Here is a 21,344-nt window from a genome sequence, read left to right as displayed (position 1 = left end):
TCGTACCCGACGGTGTCTGAAGCCAACCTGGCCGAAGCGGCAAGACGGGTGAAGCTTTGCTGCCGAAGTAATCGTCTTTTATGCTAATGGCCCTTTTATTAAGGGCCATTTTTTTAGCACATCACTTCACCACGTTATAAATCACCCGCTGTGAACGGCTCCAGTTGTCATCAATTGCGATATTGGGCTTGCTGTTGGCCTGCTGATTGCAGAAATCCTTCACCTGTTTACGAATCTCACCTAACGAGCTTTTCCCCATCAGCAACTGGCTGTTGAGATTTGCCAGCAGCGTGTCGTGGAGAGAGTAAGTGGACGAGCCTGACAGCGAGAACTGCGCGGCTTCATTGATCAACGGCTGCGCATTATTCGCCATCAGGCGGTGCTCGCAGCGATCGGCGGTTTCTTTTTTGGCCATTTCTCTGTCATAGGCTTCCTGCTGGTTTTTTTCGAATTTCAGCGCCCGGTCCAGCTCGCCTTTCAGCATGCTGACGTTTTCAGGTGATGAGCAGAAAGTTTTCAGGAACTGCGTCTGCATTGGCGTTAAGGCGTCGCCGTGATCCACGATCTGGAGCAGTACGCTGTTCATCCGCGCGCAGCCCTGCTGTTCATCCATCAGCGAGGCGTGATGCAGCAGGACCGCCAGTGTGTCTTTATGATCGGCAATCAGCGCCTTTTCAGCGTAATAGAGTTTCCAGTTCATGCCGCCGTCCATAAACAGGCTGACCACCCGTGTATCTCCACGTTCGATAGCGGCGCGTATATTTTTTTCTTCCCAGGCGATGCCGATATTCGCCAGCTCTTTACGCGGATCGGCGCTCGTTTCCTTTTTCACCCCGGCAACGGTTTTACCGACCTCGTTAACGTCGCTGCGGATGGCTTCCGTATTGACCAGAGTGCGGGTTGAGGTACCGAAAGTCAGCACCGATCCGACGATCAGTACGCCAATTCCCCCGAGAACCCAGACGATGTTTTTGCGCAGGAAACCGGTGTCCTGTTTAATATCGTCCAGCTTCTCATTCTGCCGCTCAAGCCTCTCTTTCACTTCCTGAAGGTCATCGCCCAACCGATCCATTTTTTCCGCCATCTTATTGAAATACTGGCGGACTTCTGCCTCCCCTGCGTCAAAATAGCGGTCCGGGTTGACCTGCACGCGACCTTCATCGAAGGCTTCCTGCACCGGGTCGGCAATTTCCTGATAGTAATAATTCACCAGTGCCGTATGTACCGAGGTGACGCGTTTGTGGTGTGCCAGGCGGTTGCGGATGGCGCGAATATCGTCGAGGAAAGTTTGCAGGGTTTTGCGCTTATCGTTCATAAAGCTGAGCAGCGGCGTGTACTGATACAGCGGCGAATAGTGAGTGGCGTACTCTTTTTTATCCACAAACAGGGAGGAAAGTTCGCTGAACAGCGTGCCACTCAGCACGTCATCACGATCGGCGACGTTAAGCCAGGTTTTCACCCGCGCCTCGCCGAACAGCGTACGCAGATGCTGCAGCAGCGCCTGCTGGTTACTGTAGGCCTCATTGATCAGGCTGCGGATCATCAGCTCCAGCGCGCGAACCTGCTGCAGGCTACGCAGCTGCTTTTCTTCGCCATCTTTATGCAGGTCTGTAGAGTAGGTCAGCAGCGGCTGCTTTTCCTTCAGGCGCTCCAGCTGGGCCAGAAAGCGCAGTGCGGCAATGGTCAGGTTTTTACCGGCGGGCTGCGCATTGTCGTGGCGATCCAGCAGTTTGTTGAGCGTACGCAGCGTCTGGGTAAACTGCGTTATTTCCTGCTCGCTGAGATTTAACCGCTGTGCCACATCCTTCCAGGAACCGAGATTTTGCCGGGCCTGCTGCAGTGACTGATAAAAGGCTTCCGGCGACGGCTGTTCCTGGACGGGAATATCCAACAGCGGCAGGATCTGGCCGAAGGCATCGCCGCTCAGAATCAGACAGCGGGTTAAATCATGGTGGCAAGCGGGAGCAGTGAAATCGGGCATGGTATTCTCACGTTGATAGCAGAGATGTTCCCGGCCCGAGGCATTGCACAACGTCAGGCAACGGTCCGTGGAGTCAGAATATTCTTAATAGGCTAATTATTTGAGATTTCTCATCAGTGAGTCAATATGATGACGTCAGGTTAACCACTTCCTTTAGGGGGCGATTAGTCAGCCGCCCGCACAGAATACGCCGCGGCATCCAGTGCCACAGAGAACCCGGCGATTCCGTCTTCACTGAACTGGTTAAGAAAGTGCTGCCGGAACAACGCTTGATAAATCGCCCACATTTTTTTCCGCAGCGCCTTACCCTGCGCGGTAATGGTAACAAACGCTGCGCGTCCTAAATGGACTCCAAAATGAGAGTTTTATTAGAAAAATCGCGCTAATACTGTTCATTTTTTCTATGAATTTTACAACAGAGCACTCGGCCAGCTTTAACTGCGACAAAGCCACGATTACTGTCGAGTTTGCAATCTGCGGAAATGAACTACTTACGTCCATGGATGAAAGATTATCTCTCAAGTATCGAAAGACTATTTTGCACAACCTCAATATAAAAATATTTTCTTTTTTGATCGTCGTGGCTATTTTTGCAATTTATATGCAATAAATTCATCCGTTAACGCTGTTCTTATTGCAAGCCTCCTAATTTTGTTGTTTATAATATTACTGAATTAGAGCGTTTTAAAAGACATGTAAAACTTCAGAAGAAGCTTTCGAGAGGAGTTAATACTCGAACTATCAGCGCCACATTTACTCTCCATAAATATGACTATCGTTGCAAAGACTGCGGTTATCAGTGGTCTGAAATGAAAAAAAGCGAGCATGTCGCCAACATGTAATTCGTTAGCAAAAGAACATAGGCATACCCATGCATATACACCCGTCCTTTGCGGTCAAGGGTTAGCATGTCAGTATTATTTTAACTCGTCAGTCTCACAGGCAGAGCACACTCAACTTCCCCTTCTCGCTCATAGCTGCCATTCAGACCGTTATTAATTTTTTGTAGATTTTCTATTCCACATAAAGCGCATTAACGGGATATCCGTTGATAGACTTGTGAGCCCAGCTCATCTATCACGCTTTGCGGCTTAGCAGCCGGTTGAACTTATAAGCCCAGCGGCCTGACTTCCCGGATAAACTCGATCAGCAATTGCAGCCCGGTTGGCAACTGCCGACGGCTTGAATAGTAGATATGGAAGCCATCTGCTAGTGGTGCCCATTCCGTCAGCACCAGACTGAGCCTTCCTTCTTTCACGAAAGGTGCAACCAGCGGCTCCGGGAAATACATCAGCCCGGCACCGCCCAGCACAGCAACGAGACCAGTCTCGGCCTGGTCGACAGTGACCGAGGTTGGGACGGCAATCTGGAAAGCTTCTCCATCTCGTTCGAGCTCCCAACGATACACCCTGTCATCACCCAGTCGATTGCTGATGCATCGATGATTGAGCAAGTCGTCCGGGTGCTCAGGTGTACCGTATCGCTCAAGGTAGGCAGGAGATGCCGCAACAACCCAGCGAATGTCGGCCGATAGCCGCCTGGCAACCATGTCCTCCGGCACGGTTCCGCCATACCGAATACCAGCATCAAAACCGGCATCGGTCACATCGATCAGACGATTACTGGCTACGATATCGATTTCGACATCTGGGTAGCGGTCCATGAAGGCGGGAATAATGGGTGCGAGCAGAAGATTGGCTGCCTCGACAGCCGCATTGATCCGGATCCGTCCGCTTGGAGTATCCCGAAACCGGTTTAGCGTTTCCAGCGCACCATCAATGGCGCCGAACGGATGAACGATGGATTCAGCGAGTGTCTCGCCTGCCGTCGTCAGGGTAACACTTTTGGTCGTTCGGTTGAGCAATCGAACGCCGAGCCGACTTTCCAGTCCTTTTAACGCGTGACTCAGTGCCGAGGCACTCACGCCAATCTCCACCGCTGCACGGGTGAAACTGCGATGACGGGCAATGGCCAGAAAATAGATTAGATCGGCAACATCGGCACGATTGATTTGCATAAAATCGCTCCTTTCAACGAACTCTGCCTCGCCTTCTCATCAATGAATATTCGTCACGCATACCCTTCCGCCCGATGCGATTACGACCAGGTAAAGCAAATGTGGGATCGTAGCAATATACGCCATAGCCCGAATTTCATCACATATTCCTGAATATTTCTCACAAGTCCATCCAACTAACCCCACTTACTACCGGTCTGGTGGCTCGCTATCCTCAATCATCTTACGTTCTGGCGGAGCAGCTCTCTGGTTCGACGCCATCATGTTACGGAGCAAATGAATGGAATATACGCAACTGGGTCGCACAGGCCTTAAAGTCAGCCGTTTATGCCTGGGCACTATGAATTTCGGAGACGTGACCGACGAGGCAACAAGCTTTCGAATCCTTGATGAAGCACTCGAGAATGGCATCAATTTCATTGACACCGCGGATGTCTATGGGACTGAGCAGTCGCCTGACATTAAAAAGGGTTCGGGCCTGTCAGAGGAAATCATTGGCCACTGGCTTAACCAGGGAGGTCGGCGTGACCGTATCGTTCTGGCTACCAAGCTCTACCAGCCGATGGGGCCGGGACCGAACGATCGCCAGCTATCAGCCTATCACATTCGCAAGGCCTGCGAGGACAGCCTGCGCAGGCTTAAAACCGATCATATCGATGTATACCAGATGCACCACATCGATCGTCAGACGCCCTGGGAAGAGATCTGGCAGGCCATGGAAATTCTCGTCCAGCAAGGCAAGGTCATTTACGTAGGTAGCAGCAATTTTGCTGGCTGGGACATTGCAACTGCTCAATCCATGGCCAATGCACGCCACTTCCTTGGTCTGATTGCTGAGCAGAGCATCTACAACCTGACAGCCCGAACCGTTGAGCTGGAGGTCATTCCCGCCTGCAGGCATTACGGACTAGGCCTCATCCCGTGGAGTCCTCTGGCCGGAGGACTGCTAGGTGGAGTTCTGAAACAGGTAGCCAATGGCCGTCGTGCAAGACCCGCTTTTGCCCGCCTAATCGAACAATATCGCGAGCAGCTGGAAGCCTATGAAGGACTGTGCAGGGATCTGGGCGAAGCCCCATCTGATGTGGCACTCGCCTGGTTGCTTCGTAACCCTGTAGTCACGGCACCACTCGTCGGGCCACGGACTGTCGGGCAGCTGAAAGATGCTCTGCATGCCACAACGCTCGCCCTGTCGGACGATACCATGCGTAGCCTCGAGGAAATCTGGCCGGGACCTGGAGGCGAAGCACCTCAGGCTTATGCCTGGTAGCCCCGACCTCAACTTAATCTACACAGGGAGCATTAAGCTTATGAGCGAACATTCGCCCAGTCATCATTCTTATAGCGATCCTGTCTCGACAGATCGCCGCAATTTCATCATCGCCGGAACTGGTTTGCTGCTGGCGGCAAGTTCCCTGGGCAAGCCAGGGACAGCCCAGGCACAATCGACAAATACCGGGGCAGGTAGTAGTTCCTCCCCTATGGTTCCTGTCAGGGAGCAGTCTATGAACATGCGAAAACTCGGCCCGCTGGAAGTGTCCAGCATGGGTCTGGGATGCCTGCCGATGGTGGGATACTACGGCGGTGGTCCTCGTGATCGCAGGGCAATGGTCTCGCTCATCCGTACGGCCTTCGAGCAGGGTATTACTTTCTTCGATACCGCCGAGGTCTACGGACCCCATCTCAGCGAAGAATTTGTCGGCGAAGCCCTGGCACCCGTCCGCGATCAGGTCGTAATTGCCAGCAAATTCGGCTTCGGCGTCGAAGAAGGGCATCCCACTGCACTCAATAGCCGTCCCGACCACATCCGCCGCGCCGTCGATGGCTCACTCAAGCGTCTGAAAAGCGATTACATCGATCTGCTCTACCAGCATCGCCCCGATCCGAACGTACCTATCGAGGACGTAGCTGGTACTGTCAAGGAACTGATCCAGGCAGGTAAGGTCAAGCACTGGGGTTTGTCGGAAGCGAGCGCCACTACCATCCGCAGAGCCCATGCGGTACTTCCCGTTACCGCTGTTCAGAGCGAATACGCTATGTGGTGGCGAGAACCAGAAACGCGAATTTTTCCGACGCTGGAAGAGCTGGGTATCGGCTTTGTTCCCTACTGCCCGACAGCCCGTAGTTTCCTCGCCGGGGCAGTCAATCCGAGCCAGCGCTTCGACAAAACAGATCGCCGTCACAACCTGCCGCGGTTTCAGCCAGATGCACTGTCCGTCAACATGGCGCTCCTGGCGTTCGTCCAGGACTGGGCCCGCCGCAAGAACACAACCTCTGTACAGTTCGCTCTGGCCTGGGTCATGGCTCAGCGGCCCTGGATAGTGCCTATCCCCGGCACAACTCAATATCCGCATTTGATCGAGAACGTCGGTGCACCGAAGATCCTGCTTACATCCGACGAGCTCCGGGAAATTGATGATGGTCTGGCCCAAATTACCCTGCGGGGCGGCAGGGCTGACCCGTTCACTGAAAGCCAGTTTGACCGTACCTAGTACCTGAATGGTATCTGCAGCCCTCTTTAAATCCCTTAACGCCACAGAGGAAAATGCCATGAAATCCCTCGCACCTCTCATCGCCGGAGCTATGATCATGACGGCAACCAGTACCGAAGCAGAACAGCTAAATAATGAACGCCGTCGTTCCACGACCGACCAGGTCCGCTCAGTTGCCCCCGCACTTGAGCAATACACGCAGACTCGTCTTGAGGATGAAGTCTGGAATAGCCCCGGCCTGAACCGCCGCGATCGCAGCCTCGTCACCATCGCGGCGCTGATTGCCCGTGGCGGAGCTCCCGCACTCGCTCAATATGCCGATCTTGCCCTGAGAAATGGTGTCAAACCAGCCGAGATCTCCGAGACCATCACTCATCTGGCCTATTACTCGGGGTGGGACAAGGCGATGGCGGCAGTTGGTCCTGTTAGTGACGTATTTTCCAGGCACGGCATCACGACCGATCAACTGGCCGCAGTACACCCTGCCCTCTTGTCACTCGATGAGAAAAAAGAAACCGAGCGCGCAATGCGTGTCGGCGAGCAGTTCAACAGCGTTGCACCGGGACTGGTCCAGTACACCACTGACTACCTGTTCCGCGACCTGTGGCTACGTCCCGATCTCGCTCCCCGCGATCGCAGCCTTATTACTGTTGCAGCATTGATTTCCACCGGCCAGGTCGAGCAGATCACCTATCACCTGAACCGGGCGATGGACAGCGGACTTACACAGGAACAGGCGGCCGAGGTCATCACCCACCTTGCCTTTTATGCTGGCTGGCCGAATGCCATGTCGGCACTGCCCGTCGCCAAAGGCATCTTCGAAAAACGAAACGGCCAGGGACAAACACGATGATCAGCCCAGGTGAATCGGCTCATGTAAGAAAACCTTTTGTGGTCGTCGCGCAGCAGATTACAACTGCACCACGCCGGGGTTATAACTTCTGTCTGCCTGATGCCCTCTACGGTGCTTTTTTCTCAGGAGAGAAATTAACATGACCAGCCTTTATCATGACGCAACGACACGCAGCGCCGTTCCCATCCCTCCTTCTGAGCGCGCTTTGCTGACGGTCGAGGCCGAGCCGTACTTCAAGGTATCGGATGAATCAGTCGTGCTTGAAGGTGCAGTCTTTGACCGCCAGGACAATCTTTTATTCGTCGACGCTGCGACCGGCCGTATGTTCAGGCTCACGCCGGATCACCATCTATCCGTCGTCGTGGCCGAGAACAAGCTCGGCGCTGCAGGTCTGGCCGTGCACAAGGACGGTCGTATTTTCATCGCGTCCGTAGGTGACATGTGCAAGGGATCTGTCCGAGCCATCAAGCCGGATGGCTCGGACACGCAGATGATCATTGCACCCAATTATGACTACCTCTCCAACGACCTGGTATTTGACGATAAGGGTGGGTTCTACTTCACCGACAGCCGCGGCACTTCGTCCTCTCCCGAAGGAGGCGTGTTCTACGTCAGCCTCGATTTCAAATCGGTCGTTCCGGTCCTCTTGAATCTCAGTGCTGGAAACGGCATCGCGCTCAACCCGAGCGGTAATGAGCTATGGGTTACTGAGCACGGGAAAAATACCCTACATCGCGTCAGGCTGAAAGGGAACACCACTATCGCGCCCTTTGGATCTGTCGTGGCCTACCAGTTCACAGGTCCTGCACCAGATGGTGCCAGAGTCGACTGCGAGGGTAATGTTTACGTGGCCATCTCGGGTCAGGGCCGTGTTATCGTATTCAACCCTAATGGCCTCCCCATCGGGCAGATCCTGCTGCCTGGCAGGGATGCTGGCCGTTACCTGAAATCAACAAGCCTGGCTTTCAGGCCAGGCAGCGACGAGCTGTTTATCGTCGCGAATAGCGGGGCAGAACCGGGGGGAGCGGTGATATTTCGCTCACGCGGCTTCGCGCCCGGGCCACTGCCTTATTCACATCAATGAACCGAAGGGCACGCCAGCTTGTATGTAATAGGTTCATGGTGGTTAGCTACTGCCATATGAAGCGAAGTGAGCTAGTCCCCCTCCCGAAGGTAAAACCTTGCTTAGCAGCTTATGGCCCTTCGCTTCACCTTTCACGCCAGCAACAATCTTGAACGGTTACCAGGAGCTCGACTCTGAATGAACAAGGCGAACGGCGTGATGGTTTTGTGAAAGGAGATACTGGAATGTACCAACTCGGAATCGATGGTAGCACCCCATTTTCGCGGGTTATTTCTGTTGTAACCAGCGCTGAACGCCCGTTAATGCAGAGTCAATTGCGCCTGCCAGATAGCCCGAGAATTGCGGCGACCATTCACTGGCGATACCTGTAATCTCGCCAGACCACTCTCCCCTGGCGGGAAGTTGCTCAGGCATTGCGTGCCCGACCTCCTGCAGGAGATCAAATTCCGTTGCAGTAAACGGATCGGCCGCCCAGTCTTTTATATACTCAGCTTCGGGTTCTGCCGCATCCTGTCCAAATAAGCGTACGAGCTGCTCCCGGCAAAGATTTTTGAGAACAGCTTCGCTGACAGTCCATCTCGATTTTGCCGGTACGCCAATAAAACCAAAAATCGCCGTTTTGCCCGAATCTGGCTCGGATACGTCGTGGATCTCTACCATTGGCCCCACGCGGCTTCCTGCATTCCCTGAAAGCTGCCGCTCATGCAATAAGTCTGTTTTATATACAGCGACATATTTTGCATGGGGAGCCATCCATGTCGGGATTTTCCGCCAGTTTGAAAGCACCTGTTCCGGCATCGCCGGTCTGAAATCTATTTTAGCTGCCAGGGCAGGAGGCAAAGCGAGGAAGACATGCTCACCGGAAAATACGGCTTTTTTACTGCCTTCGGACCGGGTATGGATCTGCACTTCCTTGCCAGCCCGGGAAACCGCCACCACCTGATGGCCGGTTTTAATCTTCTCAGCCGGGATCTGACTTTTAAGTGCCGCCGTGAGCGTCTGCATTCCTCCCTTCAGCCTGAAAGACGCCGGGGAGCTATCCCATGACGGGTAGCGTTCGGGGGGCGAATCCAGCTGGCGCTCGTAGAGCATGTCTCCCGGGCGGCCGTGCGCGATTACCGGAAGATTAAGTCGCTCGATCAGTTGTGCGAAGTACGGTTGAATATCAGGCCAGAACCACGCTGCCCCCATATCTACATGAATGCCAGCGGTGGTCCTCGCCAGTTCCAGGCCTGACAGTACGCGCCCGCCCGGTCTGTCACGAGCCTCAAGGATCACATAATCAACACCCGCTTTTTCAAGCAGCGTGGCGGCATAAAGGCCGCTTATGCCCGCACCAATGATAACAGCGCTCTGCTTCATAATGTCGCTCCGGTCAGGGTTGTCGGGCTGAGATGTCCCGTTTTCAGATAAAAAAGTGCGCCAGAGGCGGTGGCTATAAGAGCAGGCATATCACCCGGCGGAAACCGCAGCCAGCTTCCTGGCCCATAGCAACCTTCCGGCGCATGGAGTTCCCCTTGCAGAAGAAGGATCTCTGCTCCGCCAACAAGCGGTGCACAGAAGATCCGCTCACCCGGGGCAAGCTTCTGAAGCAGCACGGTTTCTGAGGTGCCGGAGAATAAAGGGCAGACTTGTCTTTGCGACTGACCGTGCCAGTTAGCTGCCTCCTGCGTATTTATCCTGACCGGCTGGCGTTCATCGGCAGACATCTGGCGCAGCTTGACGAAAATGGTTGTGCCATCGCGACTTGAGGGTTGGTGAGAAGAACCGTCCGGGCTGCGCAGATACCAGCCGGCAGGATAGTCGCCCCCGTTTTCGGTAAAAGTCCCCTCGAGCACCAGAATCTCCTCTCCGCCGGGATGGCTGTGCGCGGCAAATTCGGATCCGGGCGCATACCTGACAAGGCTGGTTGCGCGGGCCTGCTCCCGACCAATCCGGTCAAGCATCACGCGTTCAACGCCGGGCTGGGGAGAAGGTATCCACTGATAATCGTACGGAGTAACGATCGCACGCTGCGAAAAATCAGAATTCAGTAACATCATAGTGAGTGATTAGACGGCCCCGCAGGGGGCCGTCTGCAGGCCTATTTGTTCGGCAGATTATCGTAAACATCCAGAGCACGCGCGGTATACGTCAGCGCTGCGCCAGTGTTCAGGTTAATGGCAACGGCCAGCGCTTCGGCGATCTCTTCGCGCGTGGCACCGTGCTTGACCGCAGCGTCCACATGAACGGCCAGGCAACCGTCACAGCGGGTGGTGACGGCCACGGCCAGTGCAATCAGTTCATGGGTTTTGGGATCGAGGTGCTTGTTTTCTGACGCCCCTTTATCCATCTGCTGAAAGCCTTTCATAAACTCTGGCTGCAGTTTGGCAAATTTGCCGATGGTGGCGAGCAGGCCGCTGCGATATTCATTCCAGTTTAAGAACATTGAAAACTCCGGTTATTTTTGTCTCAGAAAAATCATTACATGACGTCGAAAATACGTACGTCAGGCGCGCTGTTTAAATAGGGTTTTAATCCTGCAACGACATCCTGCGTGAACAACGCACTGCTAAGGTATGCCTGCGCCTGCGCCACAGTCTTAAAGCCGTGCAGCACCTGAACGTCCTCGTCACGGACAAGCAGCTCTTTAGAGATGGCACCCTCGATGGTGGTCATAAACGGTTTTTTGTATTTCTGGTATACCCCCGCGGCTGCCGCACGGTTTTCATTACTGATATCCAGGGTGATTTGCAGATAAGCCATCGTTCTCTCCTTCGCTCAGGGTTGAGGTAACACGCCCGGTGACAAACCCGGTCTGTATTACCTTTCGTTGAGGGCGATTATCAGAAAGCCAGACAGCTTCAACAAATCAGATAATCTTGCGGAGCAGAGAAGAAATTCTATGTCGTGGTTTGGCAGGGAATAAAGCATTACGCGGCTGGACTGATTGCCGGGACAGCGTGATGCCTGATGAGGCAGTTTATGAGCGGTCTGAAACGACATCCTGAAGAAGCCAGTCATGGAAAACTTTTACTTCATCACGCATGACTTTTTGCTGCGGGGTGACCAGATAATAGGACCACTTGAGCGGCCAACGGTGGTCGGGATGCAGCTGGGCCAGTTGTCCGGTTTCGATAAGTTTTTTCACCAGAGCGTAGCGGACAATAGCCACACCCCTGCCGCTCAGGGCCGACAGGATCACCGCCGAGGTGGAATTAATATGCAGCCCGTTTTCCAGCGCGTCGGGTGCACCGACCGCCATCAGGACATCATTCCATGACGGAAAATTTGCCCCGGGATGGGGCGTGTCATCGTGAATGAGTTTTTGTGTGGCGAGCCATTCACTGCAGGCCATTTTCCCGGACGGCACCAGGTGGGGACTGCAGACCAGCACCGCTTCCTCATCCATCATCCAGGTTTTATTCACGCCGGGCCAGTCGCCCTGTCCGCAGCGAATACCGATATCCGCCTCGCCATGCGACACGTCCATCAGCTTTTCCGTGACGTTAAGCCGCAGATCGATATTTTCGTGCGTTTCCGAAAACCGGTTCAGGCGATCCATCAGCCAGTTCATCATCAGTACCTGCGATGCCGTCACCACCACCACCGAGCGCGACCGGCGACCACGAAGCTTGTTTAATCCGGTTTCCAGTTTGTCGAGCCCCTGCGTGATGTCCTGTAGCGCCTCCTGCGCTTCGTCAACCAGCGTCAGCCGCTCTTTTCCTGAGCGGGTGCGGTGAAGAAGCGGGTGTCCGACCCAGTCTTCCAGCGAACGTACCAGCTGGCCGACAGCAGCGGGCGTAACGCCCAGCTCCTGTGCCGCGCCGGTAAAGCTGCCATGCCTGGCGGTGGCTTCAAAAGCATGCAGCCATTTAAGTCGGTTTAGCGATCGCATTGTGGTCATCCTGATTCATTATTTTCCTCAGTATACGCCAGCGAGAAAGATTTTCTTTCCTGGGTCGCAATTTCTTCTCAGTCGTCAATCAGGGGGCCGGGTGGCATTCTGATTTCACACGATGAGGAGCACGGCTTTTCATCTATGACAACCATATGAATTTAAAGAGGTTAGCGATGAACGCATCTTTTGCCGGTAAAAAACTATTAGTGGTCGGCGGTACAAGCGGTATGGGCTTCGAAACAGCGAAGCTGGTTCTGAAAAACGGCGGCAGTGTTGTGCTTGTTGGCAATCGTCAGGACAAAGCCGAGCAGGCCCGCCAGGCGCTGGCTGCAGACGGTCAGATTTCCATCATCGTTGCCGACCTGATGAAAGAAGAAGGTATGCAGCACGTGGTGAATACCATTAATGCCGAACACAAAGATATCAGCCTGCTGGTCAATGCGGCTGGCGTATTTTTCCCGAAACCGTTCACCGAACATGAAGCGTCAGACTATGACATGTACATGAGCATTAACCGCGCGACGTTCTTTATTACCCGTGACGTGGTGCGCAATATGGTCGAAGCCGGCATTAAAGGCTCCATCGTTAATATCGGTTCCATGTGGGCACAGCAGGCCATCGGTGCCACTCCGTCTTCAGCTTACTCCATGGCAAAAGCGGGTCTGCACGCGCTGACCAAAAACCTGGCCATTGAGCTGGGTGAAAAAGGGATCCGCGTGAATGCGGTGTCTCCGGCCGTTGTTCACACGCCAATTTACGAAGGCTTCATTCCGAAAGAGAACGTGAAGGACGTGATGAGCGGCTTTGACAGCTTCCACCCGATCGGTCGCGTGGGTACCCCGGTCGATATCGCGGAAACCGTTGCTTTCCTGCTTTCTAACAAGACTGGCTGGGTCACCGGCGCTATCTGGGATATCGATGGTGGCGTGATGGCTGGCCGTAACGCCTGATGACCATGCCGCACGCGCTTACCCGCGTGCGGCACTGGAGTAATTATGCAAATCCAGACCGCGCATTATGACCTTGTCACCTCGTGGCAGGGGGGCATGGCCAGCCGGACGCTCTGCCAGTCCTTTTTCGCAGACAACGCTCCGCCTGCCCTGCAAAGTCATGTTATCGATTCCGATGAACCGGTTTTGCTGGGTGGCGAAGGGCTGGCTCCTGATCCCCAGGAGCTGATGCTTGCTGCATTTAATGCCTGCATGATGGCCGCCTTTATTCAGGAAGCCAGAGTTAAAGGTATCGCCCTTACGCATCTTGAAATACACACCGACGTGCACCTTCCGAAGGGTATACCGGCCTCCGGTGACAGACCTGCAGAGGATGCTTCCGGCAGGCTTGTGTATGTCATCCATGTCAGCGGTGGCGGCACGGTGCATCAGTTTGAAGGGATCCATCAGCGGGCGATTGACTCCTCCCTGAACCGGTGGTTACTGGCCCAGAATATGCTGATCGAAGGTGACTTAATACTGAGCTGACGCGGCTGGATTGTTCTGTTCAACAGGAAAAAATGATATGACCACACCAAGAGTAACCCCCTGGCAGGATGAAGAGCCCGTTGACGACGATCTTCTCAACGCAATAAAGGCCCGTCGGCCCGGCGGAAAACTGATAGGAATTGACCGGGTATTACTGAAGAGTGCCCCCCTGGCCACGGGCTGGAATGAACTGCTGGTACGGGTACGTCAGGAATTTTCGCTCAGCCTTGAATACCGGGAACTGATCATGCTGCGCGTTGCCTGGCTGAATAACGCAGAATTCGAATGGAACGTGCACTACCCTGCCTATCTGGATGCAGGCGGAACGGCTGAAAAAGCAGAAGCCCTGCGGTTATCCTCCGCGCCGCTCGCCTTTAATGACACCGAAACGTTGCTGATACATCTTACGGACCAGTCCACCCGGAACGTCGTGGTTGAGGAGAACGTCATCGGGGCGCTGAAAAGCCTGCTAGGTGAAAAAGAGACCGTGGAAGAGGTTGCCACTGTCGCCGCCTATAACATGGTATCCCGTTTTCTCGTCGCCCTTGCCATCTGATACCCCTAATTTTTCCGGTGCAATTTATGAATACAAAATATCGCGCTATGCAGATCGTTGCTCCCGGGGTGCTGGAAATGACCGAGCGGCCGGTACCCGCTCCCGGCCCGGATGAGGTGCTTATCAAAATTGAAGCATGCGGCGTATGCGGTGCCGATCTCCGGGACGCGGAAAAAGCACCGCAGGCGGGCCAGCCCGGTCGTATACCAGGACATGAAATTGTCGGGTTTATTGCCCGGAAGGGGAACAGGGTACCCGATATCTGGCAAACCGGTCAGCGGGTAGGCGTCGGACGTCTGGGGGGGTACTGTCAGCACTGCAACCCCTGCCGCAGCGGGCTTTTTCATCTTTGTGAAAACCAGCTTACGCCTGGACTCAGCTGTGATGGCGGCTACGCAGAGTACATCGTCATGCGGCACACCGCGCTGATAGCCATCCCCTCCGCGCTCTCTTCCGTACATGCCGCGCCGATCCTTTGCGCCGGTACCGCAACCTTCAACGCGCTGCGTAATTCAGGCGCAAGGGCGGGCGACAGAGTGGCGGTTCTCGGAGTGGGTGGCCTTGGCCACATGGCCGTTCAGTACGCCCGTAAAATGGGGTTTGAGGTGACGGTGATTGCGCGGGGTAACGAAAAAGAACGAGCCGCCTATGAGCTGGGTGCGCATCACTACATTAATACGCTTGATGAAAACGCATCAGAACGTCTGAAAAATGACGGCGGTGTGGATTTTATTGTGGCAACAGCACCGGCTTCAGAAACGGTTTCAGCCCTCCTGTCCGCCCTGGCACCCCGGGGAAAAGCGATCCTGCTGGGTACCGGACAAACGCCGCTACAGGTGATGCCCGGTATGATGATCGGAGCTGAACGTACCCTGACAGGATCTTTCGTCAGCACACCGACGCAAACCGAGCGCGCGCTGCAGTTCAGCCACCTCTTTCAGGCTTTGCCTGTTACAGAGCTACTGCCATTTGAAAGGGCAAATGAGGCGCTCAGCAGACTGAAGCATGGTCTGGCGCGATACCGGATAGTGCTCACCATGAATCAGGATAATTAATCACATGTCCGCAGAACATTTCCTGCCCGTTGCAGACCAGAAAAACAATATCATCCGCCTGTCGGCCGCACAGGCTCTCGCCGGCGCTAACTCAGTGGTTTTTTATGCCACAGGGGCAATTGTCGGTAACGATATTGCGCCAGCCAATTCGCTGGCCACGCTGCCCATCACCATGTTTGTTCTGGGGATGGCAGCCTGTATTCTGCCGTTAGGTTCACTGGCGCGAAAAGAAGGCCGGAAAGCCGCCTTTATGGTCGGCACCGGCGCAGGGGTTATTACCGGCCTGACTGCTGCCCTGGCCGTCGTCGTAGGCTCATTCCTGTTATTCTGCATTGCTGCTTTTCTGGGCGGTGCCTATGCGGCGGTCGCGCTCAGCTTTCGTTTTGCCGCAACGGACGGCGTTACGCCCGAACGCCGGGCCCGGGCCCTGTCGCTGGTAATGGGAGGCGGAGTGATAGCTGGCGTTGTTGGTCCTATGCTGGTTTCCGGAACGATGCACCTTTGGCCTCCTCATACCTTCGCCGTCACCTTCATCGCCCAGGCGCTCGTGGCCGTTATTTCGGCATTCATACTCAAAGGCGTGAAAACCACAGAACCTGACAGCGCGGTAAAAACGGGTGGACGACCTTTGCGCGAAATTGTTCGACAGCCTGGATTTTCCAGAACCGTATTCAGCGGTGCGGTAACCTATATGGTGATGAATTTCCTGATGACGGCAGCACCACTCTCGATGCACATGCACGGCATTTCTCAGCAGGCGTCCAATCTCGGTATCCAGTGGCATGTTATTGCCATGTACGGTCCCGGTTTTTTCACCGGTAAATTAATTAACCGCTTTGGGGCCATGCGTATCGCCGCTGCGGGTCTGCTTATCACTGCATGCTCAGTGCTGGCCGGACTCGGTGGAACTGATATTTTTCACTACTGGTTGTCGCTGATTTTACTGGGTGTTGGCTGGAATTTTGGCTTCACAGGCGCATCGGCGAAGATCATTGAATATCACCGCCCCGAAGAGAAAACCCAGGTCCAGTCCCTGAACGATTTTGTCGTGTTTGGGGTGATGATTGTAGGGTCTTTTTCTTCAGGAGCCCTGCTCAATCTCTACGGCTGGAACACCGTCCTGTGGGGGTCTCTTGTTCCCGTCGGTCTTGCCTTTTTAGGTATTGTTAAGGAGTTGCAGGCAAAGAAGCAGGATAAATTGAGCTTCTGACGCTATTTTACCTACGGCCTGGAAGCGGGTTATGTTGATGTGAAAAATATCTAAAGCCCAAAATCAACGAGCATGATTTTGGGCATATTTGTCGATGCTCACTGGTTCCATGATCTCATTAATGTCCGTTCTTCGCTCATAAGGGACAACCATACTCAAATCTCCCACATTGCAGGAGATTTGAGTATGAACACGTCACCGTGGAATAAAGACCGTATCATAGGCCAAAAAAGACCACTTCAGATATCTCATATCTGGGGGATTCGAATCCGGCTTGAACTGGAAGGTAAAACGCGTGATTTAGCTCTGTTCAATATGGCCTTAGACAGTAAGCTACGAGGCTGCGATCTGGTGAGCCTCAAAGTATCTGATGTTGTATATGGTAGCTCGGTTTCAAGCAGAGCTACGGTGTTGCAACAGAAAACCGGTAGCCCTGTACAGTTTGAGATAACCAAAGGGACAAGAGAAGCTGTTGCTGCATTGATAAAGCTTGGCAATTTGCACAGTAAAGACTTCTTGTTCCGGTCTCGGGTCGGAACTAACCAGCACATATCAACCCGACAATACAACCGAATCTTTCATGGGTGGGTAGAAAAGCTTGGTCTCGAAGATTCACTTTACAGCACACATTCCATGAGAAGAACAAAACCTTACCTGATCTACAAGAAAACCAAAAATCTTCGGGTGATCCAACTTCTGTTGGGCCATAAGAAACTGGAAAGCACAGTCCGTTATCTGGGTATTGAAGTAGATGATGCGTTAGAGATCTCTGAATCGATTGAAGTCTAGGGTTGTCAGGGCTGCAACGGCAGCCCTGTGCCAGAAACGGACATTACAAACACTATGAGTGGTCATCAACGGGGAGCATAGGGAGCGAGTAATAATACTTGGAAGATCTTATCCTTAGGCATGTTGGAACTCCATGAATGGTTGGTTTCATAGAATATGCTCGCTCAATCCAATAAGATTTTATTTTAACAGTAATTGCGATTGATGCGTTATTTTTTCTTATTGAAAGTGAAAAACTCCCATCGAGTTCCATTAAATATGGCTGTGGAAAACTTTTCCCCATCATAGTTATAATACTTCATATTAGATATTGGACTTTTTCCTTCGGCATGATAATAATAATTAACTAAACCTAACCTTGCGGTTGTATCCCAAAAGGATCCCGTGATGCTGCTTGTCCATGAGAACGTATAAAAAATGAGACATACGAAAATAGGTGATGAAAAAACTCTAAAAAATAGAACCCTAGAGTTTAATAAGACCAGTTCGGATGAAGTGAGCCTTTCAATTCGCTTTCCTGTCCTCATTCTTACTGATAAGCTCGCCAGATTTTTGAATTTATTTCTTAGTAAATTTTCCTTAATGGGAGTGAGCAAAGACATTAAAGCTATTCCAATAAGTTCGGGAATGACAATTACCAGTGAAAAAATCCCTACAAGGATTAGATAAGCAAGCGGCGTGAAGAAAATGCTAACTATATTAGTAAAATCACTGAAGAATTTAGGGTCGAGATCTGTAGTGATATAAATCCAGCGTCGAGATAAATAATTAGTAATGACAAATGACAGTGCTGCTAACAACGCGATTATGGTCTTCCCTAATAATCCTGACCATATTTTTTTAAAGATGTAGATGCAGCGATTATAGATGTCAATTGCAAAGGAAACACTCATTACCACAAAAGCAAATCCGGTTAGGAAGAAAGAATCGCCACCGAATAAAAACTGGCTGAGGAAAGAAACCATAAATGCTAAAGAGCCAACATATAAAACAAATCTATTAATTGGTGTGAGGTTATAGTACCTCCTTATTTCCACTACCAAACGCCAACTTTTCATCTTGAAATGTTTGCAAGCTCTTGGATATAAAATTGCAGCAGATATTGCTAACGGAACTGACATCCAGATAACAGCTAAAGTTATGAATACTGGTTGTATTATGGTCATAAATTTCATGCTTTTAAATGAAATCATGTTAATGAATGCTAGGGCCAAACAAAGCAAAATCAATTTAAAGAATATTCTGCTAAGTAGTTTGTTTAGTTTATAAGGCACGGTCGAAATCTCACTTCATCAGAATCAGAAAAGTATCATTAAGATAGCTAATAAAAGTTGATGAAAAAAGCGTAACGAACAACAAGTTGGAGTAATACATCCGCTTCTCGCTCATAGCGGACCATATTGAGTTGATTAATTTTTGACTGGGCGAGCAGTGCGCAGCCAGTAAATCATGCCCGAAGACCCGGACGGTGACAGCGTTGTTACCGGTTGTTAGCTCAGTTGAGCCCCAGGCACGCGACGGAGATAAGCAAAATGTTCGGCGGCGTATTTACCCCCGAATTATCCGCTGTCCAGATGATGGTGATGTGGGCTTCGTATAGGAACAAACATGCAGAGAGAAGGGGGGAGCGATGAAGGAACGAGCGGTATATCTGTCCGCTCACCTGTTACTGAACGCATGAGGACAAGTTGTGAAAGATGTGCGCTTATATCCTCTTACGACGCTTTGCGGAGTACATCACCTCGTCGCTCTCTTTAAGCATCTCCCCCAGCGACTGGTAACGACGCGCGTCACTATGCAACATTCCAAAGGAATAATTAATGTTGTACGGCTTACCCGATTTTTTGTTGTACTCATCCACACTCTTTCGAAGATTGTTCAGGAAAGCATCAGCATGAGCCTGCTGCGTAGCGAGAACGGCAAATTCATCCCCACCAAGACGTCCTACGATATCTCCGGCACCAAGATGTTGGTGCAACAGCGCTGAGAATACTTTTAACACTTCATCACCTTCAGCGTGCCCCCAGAGATCGTTGATAGGTTTGAATCTATCCAGATCAATAAAGATAAGGCTAAATGCCGCATTATCTTTAGTAAGGCTGCGGAATCGTTTTTCCCCCGTCCTGTAAAAGCCACGACGATTAGAGATACCTGTCAGGCTATCTGTCATGGCCATTCCAATCACCCTGAATTCATCTTCCAGAATAAAGGCTAAATCCTTGAGTGAAGCAATATCATCGTCGTTAAAGCCACGGGGGGTGGTATTGATCAGACAAAGCGTACCTGCTACCTGTCCATCAGGCAGATGTACCGGGTAGCCTGCATAGAATCTGATGTAAGGCTCACCCGTCACCAGAGGGTTATCATGGAAGCGTTCATCATTAGCTGCGTCGTTAACAATAAAGGGGCCTTCCTGCAAAATGGCATGACCACAAAAGGAGATGTTACGGGGCGTTTCCTTAATACCCAGCCCCTCACATGCAAGCAACCATTGGCGCTCGCGATCAAGGAGGCTTATTAGTACGACAGGCACCTGGAAGACCTTTTTTGCAAGGCGAGTTAAACGATCAAAACGTTCATCGGCACCTGTATCAAGCAGGTCTGCCAGATGGAGAGACTTTAATCGTTCTTCTTCATTTTCGGGGATTCCTGGAAATTTCATACGGCCTCGCAGAGATATACTTGCTTTATGTCAGCTACGTTGACTGCATCCAGACTGGCTGAGCCTTCCACGTCATTAGAACAATATAGTTCAAACGATAATGGACAGCCTGTTTGCTACGCGGCTCACGACTTGTGATCCCGCCTGCTTTTCACCTGTCGCTGCCTTTCAGCTCACAACCCCCTCTTTTAGTAGAAAGTTAAACATCACTGAATCGCAGACAAAACGTCGGGTTGGCGGGGATGGGGTGCCTGTTTAACCCGTGGCGATTCAATGAGCGGTTGTCAGGGCATTTTGATGCTGTGCTTCCCGCAATGAATTTACTGCAACATCATTTTAGTTACAACATACTTTAAGATATAAACGCGGTACCAGGCCTCTAACCCGGAGCAGCACTGCTTTTCAGGATTAGGTGGCGGTTTGTAAGTTGATTATGGTGCAGAGGTATTACCGGCGTTGCCTGGTTTTCCCGCTTTTACGGCCAGTGTTGCAGAACTCATTTCATTATGATGGCGTACTTCAGTTCTTCCTGGAACCTATTTGAACACTGGATATTTTCATAACCGCCAGACACAGCTGAATATCATGCTTCTGTATGAATGAACCCACTATCCGGCATGCATATCTTTTTAATACAAGGCATATGCATATCGGAGAGTCTATGAAACCCGCCATATTTTCCCTTATTACGGCCAGTATTATATTCACTGCGCAACACTGCTCTGCGGCTCCGGCTCCTTCTTGCCCTCAAGGTTTGACCTACATAGGCACTGCATATAAAGAGGCAAATGCTGAACCGGGACACGAGGCGAAAGTAACTGCGATGCCGCCTTTTCTGATTATGTTTCCCCGTAATTTCAGATTGGATAAAAGCTACAGAATGCGTGGTGGGAGATGGGCCGGGGGAAGTGCAGGAGCTGTTGCGAACGACGGGGATGTACCCAATGGGTTATACGTTATGGGCTCTGGTACCGAAGGCGGAGCAAAGGGCTGGTCAATCGGCGCTCCGGTTATGAAGGTCATTGATGAAGATGATGACGGAAAAATAACGCAACGAGGCTACACGATCCCTCTGTATTGCCACACCGGGAGTGGTGTCGCCGATCAACTGGGCCATGTCAGTTGCAATGTGAGCGCGGTGTTTTGCGCGAAAGAAATGAAGTAGTTACAGAGAATTTCCTCCCCTCGTTTTTCTGAAACTGGCCTGATCGCGTGGTGTTACTGTTGCAATAAGGGAAATTGAAAATAATAACTTAAACTCAGGCGTGTAACCGCTGGTTTATTGCTATG

General features: G+C 52.1%; 20 protein-coding genes. 11 read left to right on the top strand and 9 right to left on the bottom strand.

All coding sequences use genetic code 11. From position 1 onward, the window contains the following. Positions 1-121: 121 nt before the first annotated feature. Positions 122-1,981, bottom strand: coding sequence for an STY4199 family HEPN domain-containing protein (locus M8Q36_RS25145; protein WP_249882968.1), 1,860 nt, complete (start codon positions 1,979-1,981; stop codon positions 122-124). 1,108 nt (positions 1,982-3,089) lie between these two features. Continuing rightward, positions 3,090-3,998 carry a LysR family transcriptional regulator gene (locus M8Q36_RS25140; protein ID WP_039079209.1) on the bottom strand — a complete coding sequence of 303 codons (909 nt, stop codon included), beginning with the start codon at positions 3,996-3,998 and terminating at the stop codon, positions 3,090-3,092. A 280-nt stretch (positions 3,999-4,278) separates the two neighbouring features. On the opposite strand from M8Q36_RS25140, the gene M8Q36_RS25135 reads away from it, so the two are divergent. From M8Q36_RS25135 to M8Q36_RS25120, 4 genes are all read left to right on the top strand, one after another. Continuing rightward, the gene (locus M8Q36_RS25135) at positions 4,279-5,265 is read left to right on the top strand and encodes an aldo/keto reductase (RefSeq protein WP_249882967.1); all 987 of its coding nucleotides are present in this window, start codon (positions 4,279-4,281) and stop codon (positions 5,263-5,265) included. 40 nt (positions 5,266-5,305) lie between these two features. After that, positions 5,306-6,487 carry an aldo/keto reductase gene (locus M8Q36_RS25130; RefSeq protein WP_502825500.1) on the top strand — a complete coding sequence of 394 codons (1,182 nt, stop codon included), beginning with the start codon at positions 5,306-5,308 and terminating at the stop codon, positions 6,485-6,487. Between the two features lie 58 nt (positions 6,488-6,545). Beyond that, positions 6,546-7,340, top strand: coding sequence for a carboxymuconolactone decarboxylase family protein (locus tag M8Q36_RS25125; RefSeq protein ID WP_249882966.1), 795 nt, complete (start codon positions 6,546-6,548; stop codon positions 7,338-7,340). Positions 7,341-7,479: 139 nt separating this feature from the next. Beyond that, positions 7,480-8,424, top strand: coding sequence for an SMP-30/gluconolactonase/LRE family protein (locus M8Q36_RS25120; protein ID WP_249882965.1), 945 nt, complete (start codon positions 7,480-7,482; stop codon positions 8,422-8,424). 267 nt (positions 8,425-8,691) lie between these two features. Here the strand turns inward: M8Q36_RS25120 and M8Q36_RS25115 are convergent, their stop codons facing one another. From M8Q36_RS25115 to M8Q36_RS25095, 5 genes are all read right to left on the bottom strand, one after another. Continuing rightward, a complete protein-coding gene (locus M8Q36_RS25115; protein ID WP_249882964.1) occupies positions 8,692-9,786 on the bottom strand; it encodes a flavin monoamine oxidase family protein in 1,095 nt (364 codons plus the stop codon). Then, a complete protein-coding gene (locus M8Q36_RS25110) occupies positions 9,783-10,466 on the bottom strand; it encodes a cupin domain-containing protein (RefSeq protein ID WP_249882963.1) in 684 nt (227 codons plus the stop codon). The genes M8Q36_RS25115 and M8Q36_RS25110 overlap by 4 nt, the downstream gene beginning before the upstream one ends. A 41-nt stretch (positions 10,467-10,507) precedes the next feature. After that, a complete protein-coding gene (locus tag M8Q36_RS25105; protein ID WP_007712977.1) occupies positions 10,508-10,852 on the bottom strand; it encodes a carboxymuconolactone decarboxylase family protein in 345 nt (114 codons plus the stop codon). A 35-nt stretch (positions 10,853-10,887) separates the two neighbouring features. Next, complete coding sequence (locus M8Q36_RS25100) at positions 10,888-11,169, bottom strand: hypothetical protein (protein WP_249882962.1); 282 nt, start codon at positions 11,167-11,169, stop codon at positions 10,888-10,890. Positions 11,170-11,386: 217 nt separating this feature from the next. After that, entirely contained in the window at positions 11,387-12,301 is a 915-nt protein-coding gene (locus M8Q36_RS25095) for a LysR substrate-binding domain-containing protein (RefSeq protein WP_249882961.1), read from the bottom strand. Between the two features lie 176 nt (positions 12,302-12,477). Between M8Q36_RS25095 and M8Q36_RS25090 the strand changes: the two genes are divergently transcribed. The 6 genes from M8Q36_RS25090 (at position 12,478) to M8Q36_RS25065 (ending at position 17,392) form a co-directional block, all read left to right on the top strand. Further along, positions 12,478-13,254, top strand: coding sequence for an SDR family NAD(P)-dependent oxidoreductase (locus M8Q36_RS25090; protein WP_249882960.1), 777 nt, complete (start codon positions 12,478-12,480; stop codon positions 13,252-13,254). Positions 13,255-13,299: 45 nt separating this feature from the next. Continuing rightward, positions 13,300-13,782: an OsmC family protein gene (locus M8Q36_RS25085; protein WP_249882959.1), complete on the top strand. Its 483-nt coding sequence runs from the start codon at positions 13,300-13,302 to the stop codon at positions 13,780-13,782. Positions 13,783-13,819: 37 nt separating this feature from the next. Next, the gene (locus M8Q36_RS25080) at positions 13,820-14,338 is read left to right on the top strand and encodes a carboxymuconolactone decarboxylase family protein (RefSeq protein WP_249882958.1); all 519 of its coding nucleotides are present in this window, start codon (positions 13,820-13,822) and stop codon (positions 14,336-14,338) included. A gap of 26 nt (positions 14,339-14,364) precedes the next feature. Further along, entirely contained in the window at positions 14,365-15,393 is a 1,029-nt protein-coding gene (locus M8Q36_RS25075) for a zinc-binding dehydrogenase (RefSeq protein WP_249882957.1), read from the top strand. A 4-nt stretch (positions 15,394-15,397) separates the two neighbouring features. After that, positions 15,398-16,603, top strand: a complete 1,206-nt coding sequence (locus tag M8Q36_RS25070) for an MFS transporter (RefSeq protein WP_249882956.1) — start codon at positions 15,398-15,400, stop codon at positions 16,601-16,603. A 186-nt stretch (positions 16,604-16,789) separates the two neighbouring features. Further along, positions 16,790-17,392 carry a site-specific integrase gene (locus tag M8Q36_RS25065; protein ID WP_249882955.1) on the top strand — a complete coding sequence of 201 codons (603 nt, stop codon included), beginning with the start codon at positions 16,790-16,792 and terminating at the stop codon, positions 17,390-17,392. Positions 17,393-17,601: 209 nt separating this feature from the next. Here M8Q36_RS25065 and M8Q36_RS25060 read toward each other — a convergent pair whose 3' ends face one another. Both M8Q36_RS25060 and M8Q36_RS25055 read right to left on the bottom strand, forming a co-directional pair. Continuing rightward, positions 17,602-18,558, bottom strand: a complete 957-nt coding sequence (locus tag M8Q36_RS25060; protein ID WP_249882954.1) for a hypothetical protein — start codon at positions 18,556-18,558, stop codon at positions 17,602-17,604. A gap of 539 nt (positions 18,559-19,097) precedes the next feature. Further along, positions 19,098-20,054 (bottom strand): sensor domain-containing diguanylate cyclase, encoded by a 957-nt coding sequence (locus tag M8Q36_RS25055; protein ID WP_249882953.1) that lies wholly within the window; start codon positions 20,052-20,054, stop codon positions 19,098-19,100. A 661-nt stretch (positions 20,055-20,715) separates the two neighbouring features. Between M8Q36_RS25055 and M8Q36_RS25050 the strand changes: the two genes are divergently transcribed. Continuing rightward, on the top strand, positions 20,716-21,219 hold the full coding sequence (locus M8Q36_RS25050) for a hypothetical protein (RefSeq protein WP_249882952.1): 504 nt from the start codon (positions 20,716-20,718) through the stop codon (positions 21,217-21,219). Positions 21,220-21,344: the final 125 nt, after the last annotated feature.

Origin of the sequence: Kosakonia sp. R1.Fl, from assembly GCF_023516815.1 — a bacterium.
Lineage (GTDB): Bacteria > Pseudomonadota > Gammaproteobacteria > Enterobacterales > Enterobacteriaceae > Kosakonia.
Note: the sequence above shows the minus strand (reverse complement) of the source record. Positions and strands in the feature narration are given on the sequence as shown.